Source organism: Bacillus sp. PAMC26543, from assembly GCF_014250375.1.
Lineage (GTDB): Bacteria > Bacillota > Bacilli > Bacillales > Bacillaceae > Bacillus > Bacillus halotolerans.
On record NZ_CP060193.1, the window covers coordinates 1,297,891 to 1,323,726 of the forward strand.

Annotated in this window: 23 protein-coding genes; 18 read left to right on the top strand and 5 right to left on the bottom strand. The window is 44.2% G+C overall.

Features of this window, described 5'->3' with window-relative positions; all coding sequences use genetic code 11:
- Nucleotides 1–19: 19 nt before the first annotated feature.
- From H7F27_RS06480 to H7F27_RS06495, 4 genes are all read left to right on the top strand, one after another.
- Nucleotides 20–712: an RNA-binding riboflavin kinase RibR gene (locus tag H7F27_RS06480; protein ID WP_185848726.1), complete on the top strand. Its 693-nt coding sequence runs from the start codon at nucleotides 20–22 to the stop codon at nucleotides 710–712.
- A gap of 22 nt (nucleotides 713–734) precedes the next feature.
- Nucleotides 735–1,952, top strand: coding sequence for an amidohydrolase (locus tag H7F27_RS06485; protein WP_185848727.1), 1,218 nt, complete (start codon nucleotides 735–737; stop codon nucleotides 1,950–1,952).
- 73 nt (nucleotides 1,953–2,025) lie between these two features.
- The gene (locus tag H7F27_RS06490; RefSeq protein ID WP_024122469.1) at nucleotides 2,026–2,928 is read left to right on the top strand and encodes a sulfite exporter TauE/SafE family protein; all 903 of its coding nucleotides are present in this window, start codon (nucleotides 2,026–2,028) and stop codon (nucleotides 2,926–2,928) included.
- A gap of 207 nt (nucleotides 2,929–3,135) precedes the next feature.
- On the top strand, nucleotides 3,136–4,455 hold the full coding sequence (locus tag H7F27_RS06495; RefSeq protein WP_010335287.1) for a CBS domain-containing protein: 1,320 nt from the start codon (nucleotides 3,136–3,138) through the stop codon (nucleotides 4,453–4,455).
- A gap of 19 nt (nucleotides 4,456–4,474) precedes the next feature.
- On the opposite strand, the gene H7F27_RS06500 is transcribed toward H7F27_RS06495, so the two are convergent.
- Nucleotides 4,475–4,777 carry a YtpI family protein gene (locus H7F27_RS06500; RefSeq protein WP_024122467.1) on the bottom strand — a complete coding sequence of 101 codons (303 nt, stop codon included), beginning with the start codon at nucleotides 4,775–4,777 and terminating at the stop codon, nucleotides 4,475–4,477.
- A 130-nt stretch (nucleotides 4,778–4,907) separates the two neighbouring features.
- On the opposite strand from H7F27_RS06500, the gene nrnA reads away from it, so the two are divergent.
- Nucleotides 4,908–5,849 (top strand): bifunctional oligoribonuclease/PAP phosphatase NrnA, encoded by a 942-nt coding sequence (gene nrnA, locus H7F27_RS06505; protein ID WP_024122466.1) that lies wholly within the window; start codon nucleotides 4,908–4,910, stop codon nucleotides 5,847–5,849.
- 17 nt (nucleotides 5,850–5,866) lie between these two features.
- On the opposite strand, the gene H7F27_RS06510 is transcribed toward nrnA, so the two are convergent.
- The 3 genes from H7F27_RS06510 to ytrH form a co-directional block, all read right to left on the bottom strand.
- Nucleotides 5,867–6,058 carry a YtzJ family protein gene (locus H7F27_RS06510; RefSeq protein WP_010335284.1) on the bottom strand — a complete coding sequence of 64 codons (192 nt, stop codon included), beginning with the start codon at nucleotides 6,056–6,058 and terminating at the stop codon, nucleotides 5,867–5,869.
- A 100-nt stretch (nucleotides 6,059–6,158) separates the two neighbouring features.
- Nucleotides 6,159–6,662: a sporulation membrane protein YtrI gene (ytrI, locus tag H7F27_RS06515; protein ID WP_024122465.1), complete on the bottom strand. Its 504-nt coding sequence runs from the start codon at nucleotides 6,660–6,662 to the stop codon at nucleotides 6,159–6,161.
- Entirely contained in the window at nucleotides 6,659–7,000 is a 342-nt protein-coding gene (gene ytrH / locus H7F27_RS06520) for a sporulation membrane protein YtrH (RefSeq protein WP_024122464.1), read from the bottom strand. Before ytrH ends, ytrI begins: the two co-directional genes overlap by 4 nt.
- A 140-nt stretch (nucleotides 7,001–7,140) precedes the next feature.
- Between ytrH and dnaE the strand changes: the two genes are divergently transcribed.
- The 7 genes from dnaE (at nucleotide 7,141) to H7F27_RS06555 (ending at nucleotide 17,452) form a co-directional block, all read left to right on the top strand.
- Nucleotides 7,141–10,488 carry a DNA polymerase III subunit alpha gene (gene dnaE, locus H7F27_RS06525; protein ID WP_185848728.1) on the top strand — a complete coding sequence of 1,116 codons (3,348 nt, stop codon included), beginning with the start codon at nucleotides 7,141–7,143 and terminating at the stop codon, nucleotides 10,486–10,488.
- Nucleotides 10,489–10,624: 136 nt separating this feature from the next.
- Nucleotides 10,625–11,857: an NADP-dependent malic enzyme gene (gene maeB, locus H7F27_RS06530; protein WP_095714225.1), complete on the top strand. Its 1,233-nt coding sequence runs from the start codon at nucleotides 10,625–10,627 to the stop codon at nucleotides 11,855–11,857.
- 334 nt (nucleotides 11,858–12,191) lie between these two features.
- Nucleotides 12,192–13,064, top strand: a complete 873-nt coding sequence (gene accD / locus H7F27_RS06535) for an acetyl-CoA carboxylase, carboxyltransferase subunit beta (RefSeq protein ID WP_024122461.1) — start codon at nucleotides 12,192–12,194, stop codon at nucleotides 13,062–13,064.
- The gene (accA, locus tag H7F27_RS06540) at nucleotides 13,049–14,026 is read left to right on the top strand and encodes an acetyl-CoA carboxylase carboxyl transferase subunit alpha (RefSeq protein WP_024122460.1); all 978 of its coding nucleotides are present in this window, start codon (nucleotides 13,049–13,051) and stop codon (nucleotides 14,024–14,026) included. Before accD ends, accA begins: the two co-directional genes overlap by 16 nt.
- Before the next feature lie 185 nt (nucleotides 14,027–14,211).
- Nucleotides 14,212–15,171: a 6-phosphofructokinase gene (gene pfkA, locus H7F27_RS06545; RefSeq protein ID WP_024122459.1), complete on the top strand. Its 960-nt coding sequence runs from the start codon at nucleotides 14,212–14,214 to the stop codon at nucleotides 15,169–15,171.
- Nucleotides 15,172–15,214: 43 nt separating this feature from the next.
- A complete protein-coding gene (gene pyk / locus H7F27_RS06550; RefSeq protein ID WP_024122458.1) occupies nucleotides 15,215–16,972 on the top strand; it encodes a pyruvate kinase in 1,758 nt (585 codons plus the stop codon).
- Nucleotides 16,973–17,068: 96 nt separating this feature from the next.
- Nucleotides 17,069–17,452: an FxsA family protein gene (locus H7F27_RS06555; protein WP_024122457.1), complete on the top strand. Its 384-nt coding sequence runs from the start codon at nucleotides 17,069–17,071 to the stop codon at nucleotides 17,450–17,452.
- A 30-nt stretch (nucleotides 17,453–17,482) separates the two neighbouring features.
- On the opposite strand, the gene ytvI is transcribed toward H7F27_RS06555, so the two are convergent.
- Complete coding sequence (gene ytvI, locus H7F27_RS06560) at nucleotides 17,483–18,598, bottom strand: sporulation integral membrane protein YtvI (protein ID WP_024122456.1); 1,116 nt, start codon at nucleotides 18,596–18,598, stop codon at nucleotides 17,483–17,485.
- A gap of 95 nt (nucleotides 18,599–18,693) precedes the next feature.
- On the opposite strand from ytvI, the gene H7F27_RS06565 reads away from it, so the two are divergent.
- The 6 genes from H7F27_RS06565 to pnpS all read left to right on the top strand — a co-directional run bounded on the left by H7F27_RS06565 (nucleotide 18,694) and on the right by pnpS (nucleotide 25,702).
- On the top strand, nucleotides 18,694–19,158 hold the full coding sequence (locus tag H7F27_RS06565) for a DUF441 domain-containing protein (RefSeq protein WP_010335274.1): 465 nt from the start codon (nucleotides 18,694–18,696) through the stop codon (nucleotides 19,156–19,158).
- A 330-nt stretch (nucleotides 19,159–19,488) separates the two neighbouring features.
- Complete coding sequence (gene citZ / locus H7F27_RS06570; protein ID WP_010335272.1) at nucleotides 19,489–20,607, top strand: citrate synthase; 1,119 nt, start codon at nucleotides 19,489–19,491, stop codon at nucleotides 20,605–20,607.
- 160 nt (nucleotides 20,608–20,767) lie between these two features.
- Complete coding sequence (icd, locus tag H7F27_RS06575) at nucleotides 20,768–22,039, top strand: NADP-dependent isocitrate dehydrogenase (RefSeq protein ID WP_024122455.1); 1,272 nt, start codon at nucleotides 20,768–20,770, stop codon at nucleotides 22,037–22,039.
- Between the two features lie 43 nt (nucleotides 22,040–22,082).
- Nucleotides 22,083–23,021, top strand: a complete 939-nt coding sequence (gene mdh / locus H7F27_RS06580; protein WP_010335270.1) for a malate dehydrogenase — start codon at nucleotides 22,083–22,085, stop codon at nucleotides 23,019–23,021.
- A gap of 226 nt (nucleotides 23,022–23,247) precedes the next feature.
- Nucleotides 23,248–23,970 carry a two-component system response regulator PhoP gene (gene phoP, locus H7F27_RS06585; protein ID WP_010335269.1) on the top strand — a complete coding sequence of 241 codons (723 nt, stop codon included), beginning with the start codon at nucleotides 23,248–23,250 and terminating at the stop codon, nucleotides 23,968–23,970.
- Nucleotides 23,963–25,702 (top strand): two-component system histidine kinase PnpS, encoded by a 1,740-nt coding sequence (gene pnpS / locus H7F27_RS06590; RefSeq protein ID WP_101860138.1) that lies wholly within the window; start codon nucleotides 23,963–23,965, stop codon nucleotides 25,700–25,702. Before phoP ends, pnpS begins: the two co-directional genes overlap by 8 nt.
- The last annotated feature ends 134 nt before the right edge of the window (nucleotides 25,703–25,836 follow it).

Consider the following 25,836-nt stretch of genomic DNA (forward strand, 5'->3'; position numbering starts at 1 on the left):
CGGGAGGAGGATGACTTTTTTGGCAATCATTGCAGGTACGGTTGTGAAAGGAAAACAGTTGGGCAGAAAATTAGGATTTCCCACAGCGAATATAGAAACCGAAATAAACGGGCTTCCTAACGGCGTTCTGACGGCGATCAATCAGCAATTTTATTTAGGGGTTATGAATATCGGAGTGAAACCAACGATTGGTCCTAATCTGAAAAAAACCATTGAGATTTTTTTGATTCACTTTGATAGGGAGATCTACGGAGAACATATGGAATGCAGCATTCTCTTTAAAATAAGAGATGAAAGAAGGTTTTATTCTTTGGAGTCACTAAAAGAGCAAATCAAAAAGGATATTTCATACGCTTCCAAACGCTTTGAACGTATGGGAATTGCATCTCAAAATAAAGAAAGCCTGCTCTCGCACCCTGAGTTAAATCTTCCGGATCTCAGCTTTTACAAGAAGTGTAACAGTTTATACGGCATCAACCGCGGTGTCTACAATGTGATTGACAATTGGTTTTTTGATTATGGTATTACACAAGTTGCATATCGGCGAATATATATTCTATCTTTTTTAAGCTTTTTGCAGGCAGAGAATGAGAACCCTCCCGGTAAGTGTGTAAAATTTGGGCCGGGCGGTCTTGCATTTAAATTGAGCCGTTTTATTACTGCTTATATTGAAGAGACTGGAGATCTTGTGATGTTAAAGGCAGATAGGTAAAGAGCTGAAAGGAGGAGAAAACATGTCTTTAGATTATTGGAGAAATATAGAAGGGACATACCCATATCAGACAGCAAAAACAATTGAAGATGATAGCGAGCATAATCCATTGAATCTCTTATCGCTTGAAAAAGAGCTCATCGCAATACGCCGGCATCTGCACCAATACCCCGAGCTGTCAAAAGAAGAATTTGAAACAACCGATTTTATTGCAAAATGCCTTGGAGAAAAGGGTATACCAATTCGTCCTACATCATTAAAAACAGGTGTATTCGCAGATATAGCAGGGGAGTCAGAAGGTCCGGCCATTGCTTTGAGGGCTGATATTGACGCGCTGCCAATCGAAGAAAAAACAGGGTTGCCCTATGCATCTAAAAAGAAAGGAATCATGCATGCGTGCGGCCATGATTTTCACACGGCAGCGCTTCTTGGTGCGGCCTTTTTGCTAAAGGAAAATCAAGTTAGCCTGAAAGGAAAGGTTCGTTTGTTATTCCAGCCGGCTGAGGAATCAGGCGCAGGCGCTGCAAAAGTGATAGCGGATGGCCAATTGGATGGCATTGAAGCAGTTATCGGTTTTCACAGCAAACCCGATATACCGGTTGGCGCTGTAGGGTTAAAAACAGGCCCTCTTATGGCTGCTGTTGACCGATTTAAAGTAGCGATACAAGGAAAAGGCGCTCATGCAGCATTGCCGCATAATGGTTTTGATCCTATTGTCGGCGCCTCTCAGCTTATCGTTGCCCTGCAAACGATTGTAAGCAGAAATGTAAATCCGCTAAAAAGCGCGATTGTAACTGTAGCGAAAATCGAAGGCGGCAGCACATGGAACGTCATCCCCGATACAGCGGTGATCGAAGGCACTGTTCGAACATTTGATTCAGAGGTTCGGGAACAAGTGAAGCAGCGTTTTCTGTCTGTTGCAGAGCAGATTTCTTCTGCTTTTTCTTTGAAGGCGAATGTGAAGTGGATTTCCGGACCCCCGCCGCTTTGTAATGATACAGCAATAACTGAAATTGTAAGAGCTGCTGCTCATAAAGCACAGCTTCAGGTCATTTCACCCGACCCATCCACTGCCGGGGAGGATTTTGCTTACTATTTGGAGCATATTCCCGGATCCTTTGCTTTTTTTGGAACAGGCGGTGATCATGATTGGCATCACCCGGCATTTACAATTGATGAAACTGCCATTATAAAAGCCTCTTATTTTTTATATGAAAGCGCTAAGAGATTATTAAGTTAATGAACGCAGGAATGAAGAGTCAGAGATGGTTTGCTTTGAGAAAATATTCGATTGATACAGACGAGGTGTGCTGATGAAGAAATTAATTGTTTTTGCATTTATAGGCTTGTTATCGCAGTTAATAGACGGTTCGTTAGGTATGGCTTATGGTGTTACCTCAACTTCGCTGTTATTAGCTTTCAGCATAACGCCTGCTGTTGCTTCGGCTTCTGTCCATTTAGCGGAAGTCGTCACGACTGCCGCATCAGGAGTGTCACATATTAAATTTGGAAATGTTGACAAACAAACTGTTTATCAGCTTGTCATTCCCGGTTCAATAGGGGCTTTTTTAGGCGCTGCATTTCTCAGCCATTTACCCGGAGATGTGGCGAAACCCTATATTTCTTTGTTTCTGCTCCTGCTGGGCGGATATGTATTGATAAGATTTTTATTTCAATACAAGCCTGCACTTGAGAAAAAACATGTGCCGTTAAGCAGAAAACAATCCATTCCCTTAGGGGTGATCGCCGGTTTTGCAGATGCCACAGGAGGAGGTGGCTGGGGCCCCGTCACCACGCCGATTTTATTATCCCGAAAAGGCCTGAGTCCGAGGAAAGTAGTAGGAACTGTAGATACTAGTGAGTTTGCCATCGCAGTATCTGCAACTGTCGGTTTTCTTGTTTCATTGGGATGGGAGGATGTCAATTGGTTATGGGTGTGTTCGTTAATGGCTGGCGGAATTATCGCGGCCCCTATCGCAGCATGGCTCGTACAGAAATTTCACCCGCAATTGATGGGTGTGCTTGTAGGAGGATTTATTATATTAGTAAATGCGAGAACATTGATAAATGAATGGATTGAAAACACAGCTGTTTATCCATTTATCTATACGGCGATAGGAGCAATATGGCTGTTTGCTGTTTTATTTGTTTTATCTAAAATAGGGAATAAAAAGATTGTAAAAGCAGCAGTTGACATCAATATAAAAGAAAAATAAAGACATTGTTTTTATAGATGTGAAAGGAATCACGAAGGCCAGGCGCTTGCGGGAAGTCTGAATGATGGATTCGTTCTTCAGCACCCAACAGAACACTGCGCTGTAAGAAGCCGGGCAGGCTTCCTTTTTATTTTCCTGCCTCATTGCGAATCAATCATCCGAGCCCTTATAATAAAAGCAGAAGACTGTCCCTTAGAGGTGAAAGGTTTGGCAACTAAGCATGAACAAATTTTAACATATATTGATTCGCTGCCTGTCGGTGAAAAAATTTCTGTGCGGAGAATCGCAAAGGAAATGAAAGTAAGTGAAGGCACGGCGTACAGAGCGATCAAGGAAGCAGAGAATAAAGGCTTTGTCAGTACGATTGAACGTGTCGGAACAATCAGAATTGAACAAAAGAAAAAAGAAAATATCGAAAAGCTTACATATGCAGAGGTTGTAAACGTCATAGACGGACAAGTGCTCGGAGGCCGGGCCGGACTCCATAAGACATTAAATAAATTTGTCATAGGCGCAATGGAGCTGGATGCGATGATGCGGTACACGGCAGCCGGAAATCTTTTGATTGTCGGAAATCGAATCAATGCACACAGACAGGCGCTTGAGGCAGGCGCCGCTGTACTTGTAACGGGCGGATTTAACACAGATGACAGCATCGTGCAGCTGGCAGACGAGCTTGAGCTGCCGATTTTATCCACGAGCTATGACACCTTTACAGTCGCCGCTATGATTAACCGGGCGATTTATGACCAGCTGATCAAAAAAGAAATCGTTCTGGTGGAGGACATTTTAACGCCCGCTGACCGTACGATATATCTTTCACCCAAGGATAAACTTGAAAAATGGTACGAGAAAAATTTTGAAACGGGCCATGGGCGTTTCCCGGTTGTCGACGAACAAATGAAAATCCACGGGATCTTGACTTCGAAAGATATCGCAGGTCACGACCGGAATGCACCCATTGAAAAAGTCATGACAAAAAATCCGGTTACGGTTATTGGAAAAACGTCTGTCGCCTCAGCGGCGCAAATGATGGTATGGGAAGGGATCGAAGTGCTTCCCGTCACTGACGGACACCAAAAACTGATTGGCATGATCAGCCGCCAAGACGTGCTGAAAGCTCTTCAAATGATTCAAAAGCAGCCTCAAGTCGGGGAAAAGCTTGATGATATCGTCTCAAGAGGATTTAAAGATGAGGATGATGATAAACAGGATCAGACGGTTTATCAGTATGAAGTAACGCCGCAAATGACAAATCAGCTGGGGACGATTTCTTATGGCGTGTTTACGACCATTTTGACGCAAGCGGCCAATCGGTTTTTGCGCTCGAAAAAACGCGGCGAACTAGTGATAGAAAGCATCACCATTTTCTTTTTGAAGCCTGTGCAGATGGAGTCGGTCATCGAAGTCAAGCCGCGCATTTTAGAGGCTGGAAGAAAGTTCGGAAAAATGGAAGTTGAAGTGCACAGCCAAGGCCATATCGTATCTAAAGCAATGCTGATGGTTCAGCTGATGGAAAGAAGCTAAGGGACGTCTCAGGCGCCCCTTACGCGTGATCTCTTTCAGCTTCTTTGGCGTGAAGGGGATTGTAATGGCTGTAGGCTTTATAACCTGCCCATGCGCTTCCGGCTCCGATGACGATAAAGATGCCGCCGATTACTAACGTTAATACTGAATGGAATAATATCATTTGATTGAGTCCGTAAAACAGCACCAGCGATCCTAATGCCATGCTAGATTTTGCTGAAAAGATTTCTTTTTCCAAAGATTGCTTTGCCCGTACGCCTTTTACTTTATAGTACACATAAAAGCAGGCTGAAAGCCCAATCAAAAAAACAAGAACCAGCATAAATGAAATCCTCCATCGTAAAAGTTTACAAACCCATTCTATACAAAAACGGGCTTGGTTTTGACGTTATTTTTCTTTTCCGTCGGCAGAGAATGTGATTTAATGAAAAAAAACAATAAAGGAGTATCAAATGAAAACTGAATTGATCAGAACCATATCATTATATGACACGATTATCTTACATAGACATGTGCGCCCTGACCCGGATGCCTACGGATCTCAGTGCGGACTTACGGAAATCCTGCGTGAAACGTATCCTGAAAAAAATATTTTTGCGGTCGGCACGCCAGAACCGTCCCTCTCTTTCTTATATACCCTCGATGAGGTGGACGATGAAACATATAAAGGCGCCCTTGTGATCGTCTGCGATACGGCAAATCAGGAAAGAATCGACGATCAGCGTTATTTATCAGGCGCCAAACTAATGAAAATCGACCACCATCCGAACGAAGATCCTTACGGCGATCTTCTGTGGGTCGATACGAATGCAAGCTCAGTAAGTGAAATGATTTACGAGCTGTATTTAGAAGGAAAAGAGCACGGCTGGAAGCTGAATACAAAAGCCGCAAAGCTGATCTATGCCGGCATTGTCAGTGATACCGGACGCTTCTTATTTCCCAATACAACGGAAAAAACATTAAAATATGCAGGCGAGCTTATTAAGTATCCGTTCTCTTCTTCAGAGCTGTTTAATCAATTGTATGAAACAAAACTGAATGTGGTGAAGCTTAACGGCTATATCTTTCAAAATGTGTCTTTGTCTGAAAATGGCGCTGCTTCTGTTTTCATCAAAAAGGATACTCTTGAAAGGTTCGGCACAACGGCTTCTGAAGCGTCGCAGCTTGTCGGGACGCTTGGAAATATCTCAGGTATTCGCGCATGGGTGTTTTTCATAGAAGAAGACGATCAAATCAGAGTCAGATTCCGTTCAAAGGGGCCTGTTATTAACGGACTCGCCCGGAAATATAACGGCGGAGGGCATCCTCTGGCTTCAGGCGCCTCCATTTACAGCTGGGATAAAGCGGAACAGATTTTAGCTGATCTGGAGACGTTATGTAAAGAACACAAGTAGAGGGGAGACCCTCTCTCTTAGTGTTCATCTGTGACGGGGATGAACCAGCAGCCGAACTCAGTAAGGTCCTCGTAGACTTGGAGATTGTGAGATTGAAGTTCTTTTTTGATGAGGGAAGCGAGTGAGTTTGTTTCGGCATATGCAGAAAAACCTTGTCTGAGTCGGGCTGCTTGATCTTTTGCTAACTGACGGTCACTGTAAACCTCCATTTCCCTTCCTCCTCCTTTCGCTATTAAGCCTCATTTATAGTTTATAAAAAAGAATGGGAAAAAGCGACAGGAGTTTGAAAAATTTAAAAAAATTCCATATTTACGTCGCGAATGATATTTCGATTTCTACCGAAAGCCTTGTGTAAATAATTAATTCCTTGACGGCTGCCTCATATTTTTTTTCATTGATCGTATAGACTTTATTTTCAATTGTCCGTTTTAAAAGCTCCTTCGTTTTATAGACGCTTTCTATATCCTTTGTAATGACCTCTGAAATATCATCCTTTACATGCTCCTCGAATTTTGTTTTATCAGGCTGCGAGATTTTATATTTTTCTCCATTCAGCAATTTGACATCGACGCTTTGAATAAGCAGTTTTCTTTTATTGTCTTCATTTAGTTTGTGGAGGTCTTCCTGATAGATGGAAATTTGGTCGTTCAAGTCTTTGACGTGCTCTTTTTGTTTTTCGATGAGGGAAACCTGCTCCTCCTGGAATGTTCCGTATGTAAACAGGAAAAAAAACCAGCTGATCACGGCTCCGCACATCATACCTGCAAAAAAACGCTGCCATCCCGGTTTCTTGTAATGCTGCGGCACTCTCATGAAGAAATATGCTCCTGCGTCAGCCATGAAATAATAAGCCAGCCGCTTTGCGCCCCGCCCATGGCCGAGATAATGAGAAGAATCTGCTTGAATAAATCTCTCGTATTGCCTTCAAGAATACCCCGTTCAAAGCTGTATACCGCATCGAATGTACCGCCGATAGCGGCGACCAGCGCCCATATTTTTAATCTGTTCGCAAGCTTTGTAATAACCGTAAGCGGGGCTTCGCCTGCCAAATATGCTCCAAGGCCTCCGATGAGTGCGCCTCCGATCAGCACCCCTAATGCTATAAAATAACTGTTGATAAAATTTACCATAAAACCAGCTTCCTGATCCATCTTGATCACCTCACCTTTTATATCATATTGAGCATTCGGGACAAGTATGATGACGACTCGAAAAAGAACATTTGTTTCTTTTGAAAACCCGACTTATAATGAAGAAAGAAATGGATCGTAATGGAGAAAGAGGTGATAGCATGTCTTTTGTTCACCTGCAAGTGCATAGCGGGTACAGCCTGCTAAACAGCGCCGCGGCTGTGGAAGAGCTCGTCAGTGAAGCTGACAGGCTCGGATATGCGTCTTTGGCGCTGACAGATGATCATGTCATGTACGGAGCTATACAATTTTATAAAGCATGCAAGGCGAGGGGGATCAACCCGATTATCGGCTTGACGGCTTCTGTTTTCACAGATGATGATGAGCTCGAAGCCTACCCTCTCGTCCTGCTGGCAAAATCAAATACAGGCTATCAAAACCTGCTGAAAATCAGCAGCGTCCTGCAATCGAAATCAAAAAACGGCCTGAAGCCAAAATGGCTTAACAGCTATCGCGAAGGCATTATTGCGATCACCCCCGGCGAGAAGGGCTATATTGAAATGCTGCTTGAAGGAGGGCTGTTTGACCAGGCCGCTCAAGCCGCACTTCATTTTCAGTCTATATTCGGAAAAGACGCTTTTTATTTATCCTTTCAGCCGTTTAAAGAAAATAAATTCTTATCTGAGCAAATCCTCCGGCTGTCTGAAGAAACGGGAATTCCGGTCACGGCGACAGGCGATGTTCATTATATAAGGAAAGAAGATCAGGCTGCCTATCGCTGTTTGAAAGCGATAAAGTCAGGTGAAAAACTCACTGAGGCATCAAACGAAGAGATGCCGGATCTCGACTTGAAATCCATTGATGAAATGCGTGTTATATACCAAGAACATCCTGAGGCATTGCAAGCATCTGTTGAGATTGCAGAACAATGCCGGGTTGACGTCAGTCTGGGACAGACCCGCCTGCCATCATTTCCGACTCCAGGCGGTACATCCGCGGATGATTATTTGACGGATGTTTGTATGACAGGGCTTCGCAGCCGCTTCGATACACCAGATGAACAGTATATTCGACGTCTTCAATATGAACTTGATGTCATCAAGCGGATGAAGTTCAGCGATTATTTTCTGATCGTATGGGATTTTATGAAGCACGCCCATGAAAAAGGGATTGTGACAGGACCGGGAAGGGGTTCTGCGGCGGGATCGCTCGTAGCTTATGTCCTCTATATCACGGACGTTGATCCGATCAAGCATCACCTGCTGTTTGAAAGGTTTTTAAACCCGGAACGAATCAGTATGCCGGATATTGATATCGACTTTCCGGATACGAGAAGGGACGAGGTCATTCAATACGTTCAGCAGAAATACGGCGCAATGCACGTCGCCCAGATTATTACCTTCGGGACGCTGGCGGCAAAAGCGGCGCTTCGGGACGTCGGAAGGGTATTCGGTGTAAGCCCGAAGGAAGCGGATCAGCTTGCGAAGCTCATTCCTTCAAGGCCGGGCATGACCTTGGATGATGCGAGAAAGCAATCGCCGGAGCTGAATAAGCGACTCAGTGAGTCAAGTCTGCTTCAGCAAGTGTTTACGATTGCCAGAAAAATAGAAGGTCTTCCGAGACATACGTCAACCCACGCGGCCGGCGTTGTCTTAAGTGAGGAACCGTTAACTGATGTTGTCCCGCTTCAGGAAGGACATGAAGGGATCTATTTAACGCAATACGCGATGGATCACCTCGAAGATCTGGGCCTTTTGAAAATGGATTTCTTGGGCTTGCGCAACCTGACACTCATCGAGTCCATCACTTCAATGATTGAAAAAGAAAAAAATATTAAAATAGATCTTTCGAGTATTTCTTATCAAGACGAAAAAACATTCTCCCTGCTGTCAAAAGGGGATACGACAGGGATTTTCCAGCTTGAATCCTCAGGAATGAGAAGCGTTTTGAAAAGGCTTAAGCCTTCAGGATTAGAAGATATTGTCGCGGTAAACGCACTGTACCGGCCCGGCCCGATGGAAAATATTCCGTTATTTATCGACCGTAAACACGGGCGCGTGCCGGTTCATTATCCCCATGAAGATTTAAGAGGGATATTGGAAGATACGTATGGCGTCATCGTTTATCAGGAGCAAATTATGGTGATTGCTTCGCGTATGGCAGGATTTTCTTTAGGCGAGGCGGACCTGCTCAGACGTGCAGTCAGCAAAAAAAAGAAAGACATTCTTGACCGAGAGCGAAGCCATTTTGTTGAAGGGTGCTTAAAAAAGGAGTATTCTGTAGACACTGCAAATGAAGTCTACGATTTAATCGTCAAATTCGCAAACTATGGCTTCAACAGAAGCCATGCGGTGGCATACAGCATGATCGGCTGCCAGCTTGCGTATTTGAAGGCTCATTATCCTTTATATTTTATGTGCGGATTGCTTACAAGCGTCATTGGCAATGAGGATAAAATAGCTCAATATCTTTACGAAGCGAAGGGGAGCGGGATTCGTATCCTTCCTCCGTCAGTGAACAAAAGCAGCTATCCGTTTACAGTTGAAGACGGAGCTGTCAGGTACAGCCTCCGTGCGATAAAAAGTGTAGGCGTCTCAGCAGTCAAAGATATATATAAAGCAAGAAAAGAGAAACCATTTGAAGATCTTTTCGATTTCTGCTTTCGCGTGCCGTCAAAAAGCGTAAATCGCAAAACGCTTGAAGCACTCATATTTTCTGGCGCAATGGACGAATTCGATCAAAACCGGGCTACGCTGCTCGCATCGATTGACGTTGCGTTAGAGCATGCCGAGCTATTCGCCGCGGACGATGACCAAATGGGATTGTTTTTAGAAGAATCGTTCTCCATTAAACCGAAGTACGTGGAAACCGAGGAGCTTCCGCTTGTGGATATTCTTGCATTTGAAAAAGAAACGCTCGGTATTTATTTTTCAAATCATCCGCTCTCTGCCTTTCGAAACCAGCTGACAGCGCGAGGAGCGGTACCCATTCAGCAAGCTCAGCAGGCTGTTAAAAAGCAGGTTTCACTCGGTGTCTTGCTGTCGAAAATCAAAACGATTCGGACAAAAACAGGTCAAAACATGGCGTTTTTAACGTTAAGTGATGAGACCGGCGAAATGGAAGCCGTTGTGTTCCCTGAACAATTCAGACAGCTTTCTCCGGTTTTAAGAGAGGGCGCTCTATTGTTCACAGCAGGGAAATGTGAAATCAGGCAGGAAAAAGTCCAGTTTATTATGTCCAGAGCGGAATTGCTGGAAAATATGAATGCTGAAAAAGCGCTATCGGTTTATATGAAGATAGAAAGCAGTCAGCACAGTCAGGAGATCCTGACAAAGATCAAGCGCATTTTGCTGGAGCATAAGGGGGAAACCGGCGTTTATCTCTATTATGAAAGGCAAAAACAGACGATAAAGCTTCCTGAGGCGTTCCATATCGATGCGGATCACCAGGTGTTATACCGCTTAAAAGAGCTGTTAGGTCAAAAAAACGTCGTTTTAAAACAGTGGTAACCATTCGCTTTTTGTTATACAATTGGAGCAATTATGTTACTCTGTTTAAATATTCTGATAGATCAACTCCGCAGAATGCAGCAATCAATGCAGCAGCATACGAATCAAAAAATTCCATTAAGGAGTGTTTAGGAGAATGTCATTAAGAGAAGAAGCATTACATCTGCATAAAGTGAACCAGGGGAAGCTCGAATCCAAATCTAAAGTAGAGGTTAAAAATGCGAAAGATTTAAGCCTTGCTTATTCCCCGGGTGTAGCAGAACCATGTAAGGATATTCATGAAGACATTAATAAAGTATATGATTATACAATGAAGGGGAACATGGTAGCAGTTGTGACAGACGGTACAGCTGTGCTCGGCCTTGGAAATATCGGCCCTGAAGCCGCACTTCCTGTTATGGAAGGTAAAGCCGTTCTTTTCAAAAGCTTTGCCGGCGTAGACGCGTTCCCGATTGCTTTGGGCACAAATGATGTTGATAAAATCATTGAAACCGTTAAATTGCTTGAACCGACATTTGGCGGTGTCAACCTTGAAGATATCGCGGCGCCAAACTGCTTCATCATTGAAGAGCGTCTGAAAAAAGAAACGAACATCCCGGTTTTCCATGACGATCAGCACGGCACAGCGATTGTCACAGTAGCTGGTCTTGTAAACGCGCTGAAATTGTCTGGAAAATCCATGTCTTCCATTAAAGTTGTGGCTAACGGCGCCGGTGCTGCAGGTATTGCGATCATTAAGCTTCTTTACCATTTCGGCGTGCGCGACATCGTGATGTGCGATTCAAAAGGAGCCATTTATGAAGGGCGTCCGAACGGTATGAACGATGTTAAAAACGAAGTGGCGAAATTCACAAACCAAGACCGTAAAGACGGCTCTTTGGAAGATGTGATCGCTGGTGCTGACGTATTTATCGGTGTGTCTGTCGAAGGTGCGCTAACAAAAGAAATGGTACAAAGCATGGCGAAAGATCCGATCATTTTCGCAATGGCAAACCCGAATCCGGAAATTATGCCGGAAGATGCGCGTGAAGCTGGAGCAAGCGTTATCGGAACAGGCCGTTCAGATTTCCCGAACCAAGTAAACAATGTGCTTGCCTTCCCGGGAATTTTCCGTGGAGCGCTTGACGTGCGCGCTACTCACATTAACGAAGAAATGAAGATTGCAGCGGTTGAAGCCATTGCTTCACTAGTATCAGACGATGAGCTTAGCCCAGAGTACGTCATCCCTGCACCGTTTGATAAACGTGTTGCGCCTGCTGTGGCTAAGGCTGTGGCGAAAGCGGCGATGGAAACAGGTGTGGCAAGAATTACTGTAGATCCTGAAGAAGTTGCAGAAAAAACCAGAAAACTTACGATTATTGGCGAATAATTTTAATTCATTCCAAAAATGGCAGCGCGTTGGCGGAGACCGGCGCGCTGTTCTCAAGTTAAACTTGCGGCTGAAATTTTTTGGGGGTCAGGACTTAAAAAAATTTCAGCCGAGTTTAACATGATTTTTGAATACGTTACCAACCTTACTGGGTCAACGATTTATTAGGTTTATCATGAGTCTGTCCGCACGCGTCTGCGGATAAAAAGTTGTCGAATTGAGGATGACAGCGTTTGACAAAAAAAGTACAATAGTTTCGGTAAAGTTATTAGCAAGTCTATCTGTCTGGATGGCATGCGGTGAAGAGAACCCTTCACAAAAGGGAGGTAATCATTTGTTAAAGGATATATTCACTAAAAAGAAAAAGTATGCTTCCGTACCGTCAGATCAAGCGAAGCACGATGTTCCGGAAGGCATTATGACAAAATGTCCTAAGTGTAAAAAAATCATGCTCACTAAAGAGTTGGATAAAAATATGCGGGTATGCATGAACTGCGATTATCATTTCCCAATGAATGCAAAACAGCGTATCGAAAGCTTGATGGATGAACAGTCCTTTGAGGAATTCAATCAGGGGATGTTATCGGAAAACCCGCTCGGTTTCCCGGGATATCTGGAAAAGCTTGAAAAAGATCGCGAGAAAACATCCTTAAACGAGGCTGTTGTCACAGGCAAGGGCACCATCGGGGGATTACCTGCTGTTGTCGCGGTAATGGATTCTTCATTCCGTATGGGCAGCATGGGCTCTGTCGTCGGCGAGAAAATCACGCTTGCGATTGAAAAAGCAAAAGCGGATAAAGTTCCGTTTATTATTTTTACTGCTTCCGGCGGTGCAAGGATGCAGGAAGGCATATTAAGCCTTATGCAAATGGCAAAGACAAGCTCTGCCTTAAAATTATTCAGTGAGGAACAGGGTCTCATTATCTCAGTCATGACGCATCCGACTACCGGCGGGGTATCGGCAAGCTTTGCTTCTCTTGGCGATTATAATTTTGCGGAGCCTGGCGCGCTGATCGGTTTTGCCGGAAGAAGGATTATCGAACAGACAATAGGCGAAAAACTGCCGGAGGATTTCCAAACGGCGGAATTCTTATTAAAACATGGACAGCTTGATGCGGTTATTCACCGCGACGACATGAAAAAAACGTTAGAGAATCTGCTGGATATGCATCAAACAGGAGGTGACATTGAGTGGCTGCAAGATTAGAATTTGAAAAACCGGTGATTGAACTGCAAACCAAAATCGCCGAATTGAAAAAATTCACCCAGGATTCGGAAATGGATCTGAGTGCAGAAATCGAACGGCTTGAAGACCGTCTAGCTAAGCTTCAGGATGATATTTATAAAAATCTGAAGCCTTGGGACCGTGTTCAAATCGCACGTCTGCCGGACCGTCCGACAACACTTGATTATATTCATTACCTGTTTACAGACTTTTTTGAATGTCACGGAGACAGAGCGTACGGAGACGATGAAGCCATTGTCGGCGGTATTGCCAAGTTCCACGGCCTGCCTGTGACAGTTATCGGACATCAGCGCGGAAAAGACACGAAGGAAAACCTGGTCCGCAACTTTGGAATGCCTCATCCTGAGGGCTATCGTAAAGCGCTTCGTCTGATGAAACAGGCTGATAAATTTAACAGACCGATTATCTGTTTTATTGACACGAAGGGGGCATACCCTGGACGAGCAGCTGAAGAAAGAGGACAAAGCGAAGCAATCGCTAAAAACCTGTTTGAAATGGCCGGCCTTAGAGTGCCTGTTGTTTGTATCGTCATCGGCGAAGGCGGAAGCGGCGGAGCTCTAGGTTTAGGTGTGGGCAACCACTTGCATATGCTGGAAAACTCTACTTATTCTGTTATTTCTCCGGAAGGTGCTGCGGCACTCTTATGGAAGGACTCCAGTCTTGCCAAAAAAGCGGCGGAAACAATGAAAATCACTGCGCCTGACTTAAAAGAATTAGGTATTATAGATCATATGATAAAAGAAGTAAAAGGCGGAGCGCACCACGATATTAAGCTGCAGGCAAGCTACATGGATGAAACCCTTAAACAATCGTTAAAGACTTTGCTGAAGCTGAATGAAGAAGAATTAATTCAGCAGCGCTATGAAAAATACAAAGCAATTGGGAAAGTATCGATTGAAGATCAATATATCGGGGTAAACTAAATAAACGTGAAGCCTTTGGCTCACGTTTATTTTTTGTGACATTCCTTAAATTTTATTTAAAAACAATTTATTTAATTGTATAATAGGTAAGGTTTCATAGGGAGGATGGAGATCCCTTTTCATTGTTTTTAGGGCAATGATCATGTTATGTTTTAATCATATATGTTTGCTGAGGTGAATGGAGAATGAAACGTATAGGGGTATTGACGAGCGGCGGGGATTCCCCGGGAATGAATGCAGCAGTTCGCGCAGTTGTCAGAAAAGCGATTTATCATGACGTTGAAGTTTACGGCATTTATAACGGATACTCAGGATTGATCAGCGGAAAGATTGAAAAGCTAGAGCTCGGTTCTGTAGGTGATATTATTCATCGCGGTGGAACAAAGCTTTATACAGCAAGATGTCCTGAATTCAAAACGGTTGAAGGCCGTGAAAAAGGGATCGAAAACTTGAAGAAGCTGGGTATAGAAGGGCTTGTCGTTATCGGCGGAGACGGCTCATACATGGGTGCGAAGAAATTAACGGAGCACGGGTTTCCATGTGTAGGTGTACCGGGTACAATTGATAATGACATTCCGGGTACTGATTTTACAATCGGTTTCGACACAGCTTTAAATACAGTAATTGACGCAATTGATAAGATTCGTGATACAGCGACTTCTCATGAACGTACATATGTGATCGAAGTGATGGGCCGCCACGCCGGCGATATTGCATTATGGGCCGGACTTGCAGGCGGTGCGGAATCAATCTTGATCCCTGAGGCTGATTACGACATGCACGAAATCATTGCCCGGCTAAAACGCGGTCATGAGCGCGGGAAGAAACACAGTATTATTATCGTTGCTGAAGGAGTAGGCAGCGGTGTTGAATTCGGGAAACGCATTGAAGAAGAAACAAATCTTGAAACTAGGGTATCTGTATTAGGCCATATCCAGCGCGGCGGTTCCCCAAGTGCTGCTGACCGTGTTCTGGCAAGCCGACTTGGCGCGTATGCGGTTGAACTGCTGCTTGAAGGAAAAGGCGGACGCTGTGTAGGTATACAAAACAATAAGCTTGTAGACCATGATATTATAGAAATACTGGATCAAAAACACACAGTTGAGCAAAACATGTATCAGCTTTCAAAAGAACTGTCTATTTAAGAATGCAGCAGAAGGCTGAAGATTTCAGAAGGAAGTGAACGAATTGAGAAAAACAAAAATTGTTTGTACCATCGGTCCGGCAAGTGAAAGTATTGAAATGCTTACGAAATTAATGGAGTCAGGAATGAATGTGGCTCGTTTAAATTTTTCTCACGGAGATTTTGAGGAGCACGGAGCACGTATTAAAAATATCCGCGAAGCGAGCAAAAAGCTCGGCAAAAACGTCGGAATCCTGCTTGATACAAAAGGCCCTGAAATCCGTACACATACTATGGAAAACGGTGCTATTGAGCTTGAAACAGGCAAAGAGCTTATCGTTTCAATGGACGAGGTAGTTGGAACAACTGATAAGATTTCAGTAACATATGAAGGTTTAGTAGAGGACGTTGAAAAAGGCTCAACGATTCTTTTAGATGACGGGCTTATCGGTCTTGAAGTACTTGAAGTGAATGCCGCTAAACGCGAAATCAAAACAAAAGTACTAAACAACGGAACACTGAAAAACAAAAAAGGCGTTAACGTGCCGGGTGTCAGCGTCAACCTTCCTGGTATTACTGAGAAAGACGCGAGAGATATCGTTTTCGGTATTGAGCAAGGGGTAGATTTCATCGCTGCGTCTTTTGTACGCCGTTCTACTGACGTGCTTGAAATCCGTGAACTTCTTGAGGAGCATAATGCTCAGGATATTCAAATTATCCCTAAAATTGAAAACCAAGAAGGCGTAGACAACATCGATTCTATTCTCGAAGTGTCTGACGGCTTAATGGTTGCGCGCGGAGACTTAGGTGTGGAAATCCCGGCTGAAGAAGTGCCGCTCGTGCAAAAAGACCTGATTAAAAAATGCAACGCACTGGGCAAACCGGTTATTACAGCGACACAAATGCTTGACAGCATGCAGCGCAACCCGCGTCCGACTCGTGCGGAAGCGAGTGACGTCGCAAACGCAATTTTCGACGGCACAGATGCGATCATGCTTTCTGGTGAAACAGCTGCCGGAAACTACCCGGTTGAAGCGGTTCAAACGATGCACAACATCGCATCCCGTTCTGAAGAGGCGCTGAATTACAAAGAGATTCTTTCAAAACGCAGAGACCAAGTAGGCATGACGATTACTGATGCAATCGGCCAATCTGTTGCACATACAGCCATTAACTTGAATGCTACTGCGATTGTAACGCCGACTGAAAGCGGCCATACAGCGCGTATGATTGCAAAATACCGCCCGCAGGCACCGATTGTCGCTGTGACTGTAAATGATTCTGTTTCCAGAAAACTTGCTCTTGTATCCGGCGTTTTCGCAGAAAGCGGTCAAAATGCAAGCTCAACTGATGAGATGCTGGAAGATGCTGTGCAAAAATCATTACACAGCGGAATTGTGAAAAATGGTGACCTGATCGTCATTACAGCAGGCACTGTCGGTGAGTCAGGAACAACGAATTTGATGAAAGTTCATACTGTCGGCAATATCATTGCTAAAGGCCAAGGTATCGGCCGCAAATCAGCTTACGGTCCGGTTGTCATTGCGCAAAACGCGAAAGAAGCCGAACAAAAAATGACTGACGGCGCGGTTTTGGTTACTACTAGCACTGACCGTGACATGATCGCGTCTCTTGAAAAAGCGTCTGCTCTTATTACAGAAGAGGGCGGCTTGACAAGCCATGCTGCAGTAGTCGGATTAAGCCTCGGCATTCCGGTTATTGTTGGTTTGGAAAATGCGACATCCATTTTGACAGAAGGCCAGGATATTACGGTTGACGCTTCTAGAGGGGCAGTCTACCAAGGCCGTGCAAGTGTACTTTAATCACATCTGAAAATGGGAAGGGAGCGTATTCCCTTCCTTTTCTCTATTTGTCACTATTTTTGAACGAAGGCGTTTTACACATGTGGGGGGCTGGAGATGAGGTTTTTATTTTTGCTTTTTATTGTGTTTCCGGCAATTGAAATCGGCATATTTCTATTTTCGGGCAAGCTGATCGGCATTCTTCCGACGGTCCTTTTGATGATTCTGACCGGAATCATTGGGGCAGCAGCTGCCAAAAAACAAGGAACTGAAGTTTACTTCAAGGTTCAGCGTGACCTTCAATACGGAAAGATGCCTGGTGAAGCGATTGCTGACGGCCTGTGCATCTTTATTGGCGGCCTTTTGCTGATGCTGCCAGGCTTTTTATCAGACCTGGCCGGCGCATGCCTGCTTATCCCGTTCACCCGCAGCTGGTGTAAGCCGATCCTGTTCAAATGGCTGAGAGGTATGTCGAAGAACAAGCGGATCATTATAAAATAAAAACGGCAGCCTGCATTATGGGCTGCTGTTTTATTTTTGCTGGACAGTGATGTAGGACCATATTTCCTTTAAGGCACCTGTTGTAATAAAAGCCTGGATGACGACGAGAACGGCAGGACCGGCAATCAGTCCTAAAAAGCCGAACAATTTAAAGCCGGCAAAGAGGGCAATGAGTGTTGCCAGCGGATCGATTCCGATTGATTTACTTAATATTTTCGGCTCTGTCAGCTGCCGCTGAACGAGTACGACAAGGTACAGCACACCAATTCCAATTGCTTGAGGAAGCTGGCCTGTAATCGATAAATACAAAATCCACGGCACGAAGACGGATCCTGCTCCTAAATAAGGGAGAAGGTCGACTAGCCCGATTAAAAAAGCAATCGTTGCTGCATGCTCAACCTTTAAGAGAGAAAGACCGATGAATACAATGACCATCGTAAGGAATACAAGAACAGCCTGCGCTTTAATGAAACCGGTCATTGCTTTTTTTAACTCGCTGCTGATCGCCTTTCCGTTTGCTGTTATTCGATCCGGCAGCACTGAAACGAGCATCGCTTTCAGCTTGTGCCAATCCTTTGTCATGAAAAATGTAGCAAGAAGTGAAAATATCAAAACAGCCGCGGTATTCGGAAGCAGCGCGAAAAACTTCGGGATCATTTCAAGAATGTGAGACAGCAGCAGTCCTGCGTTTTTGGCAGCGGAATCTCCAAGTGTCTGAATGTGAGTGACGATGGAAGCCTGCTGGTTGGTCTCCAATTCATGAAATAAAACGGTCAGTTCGTGATAGAGCGGCTGGATATGAGTGGTAAACAGTTTTTCACAATAAGAGATAAATGTGCTGATATGCGGGGGAAGGGTTTTTGCAAGATATGCAGTCCCTGTTACGATTTCTGCTATCACAATGGTCAGCACACCGAACGCCGCGAGCAGAAAAAAGGCAAGCACGCCGATGACATTTAAAGTTCGCGGGAATCCGGTCACCTTGTCCAAGTAGTCTACAACAGGGTGAATCGCTGTTGAAAGAATAAGGGCAATGAGGAACGGATATGTTAACGGAAACGAATAATAAACAGCGGCTGCTGATCCGGCTGTAAGCGACACGACAAAGAGGGTTCGGAAAAAAATAGTGATATAGGATTGATTCACAAAAACGATCCTCCTCTCGTCAGCATGTCCTATTGTTATGTTTATTCACGGTACGGCTGTATATGAATACATTCATCTTAAAGGAGGGATGACGCGTGTTTACACAAGCGAATTTATTTTTAATATTACTCTTGGCTATTGCACTTATCGCAAAAAATCAATCGCTGCTTTTTGCTGTATCCGTCCTTTTGATCATTAAAATCGTGGGACTTGACCAAAAATTTTTCCCGACTATCCAGTCAAAAGGCATCAACTGGGGCGTGACCGTCATCACAATTGCTGTTCTTGTTCCAATCGCCACAGGAGAGATTGGATTTAAACAGCTTGGTGAGGCAATGCGTTCTTCTTACGCATGGATTGCATTGGGGGCGGGAATTGCCGTTGCGCTGATTGCCAAAAATGGCCTGACCCTGTTGGAAAACGATCCTCACATCACCACTGCTCTTGTCATCGGTACCATTCTCGCTGTCGCGCTTTTCGGCGGAGTCGCAGTGGGTCCGCTGATCGGAGCGGGGATTGCTTATATCGCGATGCAGCTCGTAAAACTGTTCACTTCATGAAAAAAGCGGCTTGCTGCCGCTTTTTTTTAATGCCAAAAAACCGCAAATAAAGGCGTTTTTTCGGGAAAATCATAGAATGAAAAAAAAAATTATAGGTAAACATTTAACAAATGTCTGATTATTGTTTATAATAGGAATAGGCACAAACTTAAAAAAGCTTATAAGAATTTGTTATGTTCTTTCATAAGCAAAGGGTTTCAGCACCAGCAGGCAGTAAAATGTAAGCATTTTCTTTTGGGGGGAGAAATACTTACAACATGCTTTTTAAGTTAGCCTCATGTTTTTACAACACTCTTAAAGGGGAAATTTATTGAAAAGGAGATGTTATATATGACAGCGACACGCGGTCTTGAAGGGGTTGTAGCAACAACATCATCTGTTAGTTCGATTATTGATGATACCCTTACATATGTGGGGTATGATATCGATGATTTGACAGAGAATGCGAGCTTTGAAGAAATCATTTACTTGCTTTGGCACTTAAGGCTGCCAAACAAAAAAGAGCTTGATGAGTTAAAACAGCAGTTAGCAAAAGAAGCTGCCGTTCCGCAAGAAATTATTGAGCACTTCAAATCTTATTCCCTCGAAAATGTTCATCCCATGGCTGCTCTTCGGACAGCGATTTCTTTACTAGGCCTGCTTGACAGCGAGGCTGATACCATGAACCCGGAAGCCAACTACAGAAAGGCGATCCGCCTTCAGGCAAAGGTGCCTGGTCTGGTTGCAGCGTTTTCCAGAATCCGCAAAGGTCTTGAACCCGTTGAGCCAAGAGAAGACTACGGCATTGCCGAGAATTTTCTCTACACATTAAACGGTGAAGAGCCTTCGCCAATTGAGGTTGAGGCTTTCAACAAAGCGCTGATTTTACATGCTGACCATGAGCTGAACGCGTCAACGTTCACAGCAAGGGTCTGCGTCGCAACACTTTCTGATATCTATTCAGGCATTACTGCCGCAATCGGCGCACTGAAGGGCCCGCTTCACGGCGGTGCAAACGAAGGCGTCATGAAAATGCTGACAGAGATCGGCGAAGTGGAGAATGTCGAGCCTTTCGTTCGCGCCAAGATGGAAAAGAAAGAAAAAATAATGGGCTTCGGACATCGCGTTTATAAGCATGGCGATCCACGCGCCAAACATTTAAAAGAAATGAGTAAACGCCTGACCAACCTGACTGGCGAAAGCAAATGGTATGACATGTCGATTCGCATCGAAGAAATCGTGACATCAGAAAAAAAGCTTCCGCCTAACGTTGATTTTTATTCCGCTTCTGTTTATCACAGCCTCGGAATTGACCATGACCTGTTTACACCGATTTTTGCTGTGAGCAGAATGTCCGGCTGGCTCGCTCATATCCTTGAGCAGTATGACAATAACCGCCTGATCCGCCCGCGTGCAGATTACACAGGCCCTGACAAACAAACTTTTGTTCCGATTGAAGAAAGAGCCTAAAGAACCATGGGAGGCTGGCTTATGTTAATGAAGTTAGCCTCTTGTTCAGAACATCAAAGATGGTTTACACTTTAGAATGTTAAGAAAAATCATTTTGTTTTCTATATAAGAAAAATAAAATGTTTTCTAAATATGAATTACATACTGGGAGGTTTTTATTGTGGCACAAGGTGAAAAAATTACAGTCTCTAACGGAGTATTAAACGTACCAAACAACCCGATTATCCCTTTTATTGAAGGAGACGGAACCGGTCCTGATATTTGGAATGCGGCTTCAAAAGTTTTGGAAGCCGCAGTAGAAAAAGCATATAAAGGTGAAAAGAAAATTACGTGGAAAGAAGTTTATGCCGGAGAAAAGGCTTATAATAAAACAGGTGAGTGGCTTCCTGCTGAAACATTAGATGTCATCCGCGAATATTTCATCGCGATTAAAGGCCCGTTAACGACACCTGTCGGCGGCGGTATCCGTTCTTTGAACGTAGCGCTCAGACAAGAGCTTGACCTATTCGTTTGCTTGAGACCGGTAAGATATTTTACTGGAGTGCCGTCACCGGTAAAACGCCCTGAGGATACTGACATGGTCATCTTCCGTGAAAATACAGAAGATATTTACGCAGGCATCGAGTACGCAAAAGGCTCTGAAGAAGTGCAAAAGCTTATCAGCTTCCTGCAAAATGAATTGAATGTCAACAAAATCCGTTTCCCTGAAACATCAGGTATCGGCATTAAGCCTGTTTCTGAAGAAGGAACAAGCCGTCTGGTCAGAGCGGCAATTGAATATGCGATTGAGCACGGCCGCAAGTCTGTAACGCTTGTACACAAAGGAAACATCATGAAGTTCACGGAAGGCGCCTTCAAAAACTGGGGCTATGAGCTTGCAGAGAGAGAATACGGCGAAAAAGTCTTCACATGGGCTGAATATGACCGCATTGCTGAAAAAGACGGAAAAGACGCCGCTAATAAAGCGCAAAGCGAAGCAGAAGCAGCAGGCAAAATCATTATCAAAGACAGCATTGCTGATATTTTCCTTCAGCAGATTCTGACACGTCCAAGCGAATTTGATGTTGTTGCAACAATGAACCTTAACGGAGACTATATTTCTGACGCTCTTGCGGCGCAAGTAGGCGGAATCGGTATTGCTCCTGGGGCGAACATCAACTACGAAACAGGACATGCGATTTTCGAGGCGACACACGGAACGGCTCCTAAATACGCCGGACTTGATAAAGTAAACCCATCTTCAGTTATTCTTTCAGGTGTGCTGCTGCTTGAGCATTTAGGATGGAATGAAGCGGCTGATTTAATCATTAAATCTATGGAAAAAACAATCGCTTCCAAAGTCGTAACTTACGATTTTGCCAGATTAATGGACGGCGCGACTGAAGTTAAATGTTCAGAGTTCGGAGAAGAACTGATTAAAAACATGGACTAAGCAAGGAAACAGCCTAAAATTAGCCATAAAGGAGAAGAGAGACATGGGAAATACTCGTAAAAAAGTTTCTGTTATCGGAGCAGGTTTTACCGGAGCGACAACAGCTTTCTTAACCGCTCAAAAAGAGCTGGCGGACGTTGTTCTCGTTGATATCCCGCAATTGGAGAACCCGACGAAAGGAAAAGCCCTTGATATGCTGGAAGCCAGCCCGGTTCAAGGCTTTGACGCGAAAATTACGGGTACATCTAATTATGAGGATACGGCTGGTTCTGACATTGTTGTCATTACAGCCGGTATTGCAAGAAAACCTGGTATGAGCAGGGATGATCTAGTCTCTACAAACGAAAAAATTATGAGAAGCGTCACACGAGAAATCGTGAAATATTCTCCTGACTCTATCATTGTGGTTTTGACAAACCCTGTTGATGCAATGACATACGCAGTATATAAAGAATCTGGCTTCCCGAAAGAGCGCGTGATCGGCCAATCAGGTGTGCTTGATACGGCAAGATTCAGAACGTTTGTGGCGGAGGAATTAAACTTGTCAGTGAAAGATGTGACTGGTTTTGTTCTCGGCGGACACGGTGACGATATGGTGCCGCTTGTACGTTATTCTTATGCTGGCGGTATCCCGCTTGAAACCCTCATTCCAAAAGACCGGATTGACGCGATTGTGGAGCGCACAAGAAAAGGCGGCGGCGAGATCGTGAATCTCTTAGGAAACGGAAGCGCGTATTATGCGCCTGCGGCTTCACTGACAGAAATGATCGAAGCAATCTTAAAAGATCAGCGCCGCGTCCTTCCTACAATTGCTTATCTTGAAGGAGAATACGGCTATGAAGGCATCTACCTTGGTGTTCCTACAATTGTCGGCGGAAACGGGCTTGAACAAATCATTGAGCTTGAATTGACAGAATACGAGAAAGAACAGCTGAATAAATCAGTTGAATCTGTCAAAAATGTGATGAAAGTATTATCCTAAAATAAAAAGAGAAAGGCTGGTTTAATCGAAGCCTTTCTCTTTTTATTACAAAATGAAAGCGCTTCCTCATATTCCTCAGCTGCCTCTTGTATTTTTCTTTTAAAATGATGTAAAAGGCGAATTGTCGGAATGTCTGGCTTTCGTTAAAATAAAATCATGAAACATGGTAAGATGACATAAAATAGAGAAATAGGATGTCGGGGAATTAAGATACTGGAGGCACAGCATGAACAAGAAAATTTTAGTTGTGGATGATGAAGAATCTATCGTTACACTTTTGCAGTACAATTTGGAGCGATCAGGCTATGAGGTTATTACTGCTTCGGATGGAGAAGAAGCACTCAAAAGGGCGGAAACAGAAAATCCTGATTTAATTGTGCTTGATGTGATGCTTCCAAAGCTGGATGGAATTGAAGTATGCAAGCAGCTGAGACAGCAAAAACTCATGTTTCCTATTTTGATGCTGACAGCGAAGGATGAAGAATTTGACAAAGTATTAGGGCTTGAGCTTGGTGCTGATGATTATATGACCAAGCCGTTCAGCCCTCGAGAAGTCAATGCAAGAGTAAAAGCTATTTTAAGGCGTTCTGAAATGGCTGCGCCCTCTAATGATATGAAAAACGAGGAAACAGAAGGACAAATTGTTATCGGCGATTTGAAGATTCTGCCCGATCATTATGAAGCTTATTTTAAAGAAAATCAGCTTGAGCTGACACCGAAAGAATTTGAGCTGCTTTTGTATTTAGGCAGACATAAAGGCAGAGTGCTGACGAGAGATTTGCTTTTAAGTGCTGTCTGGAACTACGATTTTGCCGGAGATACGAGAATTGTTGATGTGCATATCAGCCATCTTCGAGACAAAATTGAAACGAATACAAAAAAACCGATCTATATTAAAACCATTAGGGGATTGGGGTATAAATTGGAGGAGCCAAAAATGAATGATTAAATATCGTGTGCGCCTTTTTTCTGTGCTTGTTGTCTGTATGATTGTGGTGTTTAGTGTACTCGGGCTGTTTTTACAGCAGCTCTTTGAATCTTTTGATCAAAAAAAATCGGAGGAACACATTGAAAAGGAAGCCAAATACATGGCTTCGCTGCTTGATGCCGGCAATCTGAATGACCAGGCAAATGAGAAAGTCATTAAAGATGCAGGAAGTGCGCTTGATGTAGAAGCGTCCGTGATCGATACAGAAGGAAAGGTGCTGTACGGGTCTGACGGCAGCGCGGCGGATTCTTCACAGATTCAGGCGCTTGTCTCCGGTCATGAGGGAGTTCTCGCGAAAGAGGAGAACATGCTTTACTATGGGCTTTCGCTTAGGAGCAAAGGCGAAAAAACAGGGTATGTGCTGCTTACTTCCCGTGAAGAAAGCTCGGGTCTGAATGGCGAGATGTGGGGCATGCTGACGGCCAGTCTTTGTACCGCTTTTATTATTATTGTTTTCTTTTATTCTAATATGACCTCTCGCTACAAAAGATCTATTGAAGCAGCCACAAACATGGCAACAGAGCTGTCAAAGGGGAATTACGATGCCCGTACATACGGCGGTTATATCAGGCGTTCTGACAAGCTTGGCCGGGCCATGAACAGCCTTGCCGTTGATCTGATGGAAATGACGAGGACGCAGGAAATGCAGCGCGACCGCCTGCTGACTGTCATTGAAAACATCGGTTCCGGGCTGATTATGATTGATGGAAGAGGTTTTATCAATCTCGTCAACAGGTCTTACGCGAAGCAGTTTCATGTCAATCCGAATCAGATGCTGCGCCGTCTTTACCATGATGCATTTGAACATGAAGAAGTGATCCAGCTTGTCGAAGAGATTTTTATGACTGAGACGAAGAAATGCAAGCTATTAAGGCTTCCAATCAAAATTGAAAGGCGTTATTTTGAAGTGGACGGCGTTCCTATTATGGGGCCGGATGATGAATGGAAAGGGATCGTGCTCGTTTTTCATGACATGACGGAAACGAAAAAATTAGAGCAGATGAGAAAAGATTTTGTGGCCAATGTTTCCCACGAGCTGAAAACGCCGATTACATCGATTAAAGGGTTTACGGAAACGCTATTAGACGGGGCAATGGAGGATAAAGAGGCGCTTTCAGAATTTCTCTCGATTATTTTAAAGGAAAGCAAAAGGCTTCAGTCATTGGTGCAGGATTTGCTTGATCTTTCTAAGATTGAGCAGCAAAACTTTACGCTCAGCATCGAAACGTTCGATGCAGCGAAAATGCTGGCTGATATTGAAACGCTGCTTAAGCATAAAGCGACGGAGAGAGGTATCTCTTTACAGCTGAACGTTCCGAAAGACCCTCTCTATGTAGCGGGCGACCCGCACCGGCTGAAACAGGTGTTTTTGAATCTCGTAAACAATGCATTAACCTATACACCGGAGAAGGGTTCGGTAGCTATCAATGTCAAACCGGGAGAAACAGAGATTCAAATCGAAGTTTCCGATACCGGGATTGGCATCCAGAAAGAAGAAATTCCCCGCATCTTTGAACGGTTTTACCGCGTTGATAAAGACAGAAGCAGAAACTCAGGCGGGACCGGTCTCGGTCTTGCGATTGTAAAGCATTTAATAGAGGCTCATGAAGGCAAAATCGATGTGACAAGCGAGCCGGGCAGAGGCACTGTGTTTACAGTGACGCTGAAGCGGGCTGCTGAAAAGCCTGTTTAATGTTTACAAAGCTTTAACAATATCTTCATGCACTGTTAAACCTATGCTGGTAGGATGTAGTAGAACCCCTTCATCCAAGGAGCCAATTTTGACGGCGGGAACCTTTTTGTGTTCCCGTCCTTTTTTGTGTGTTC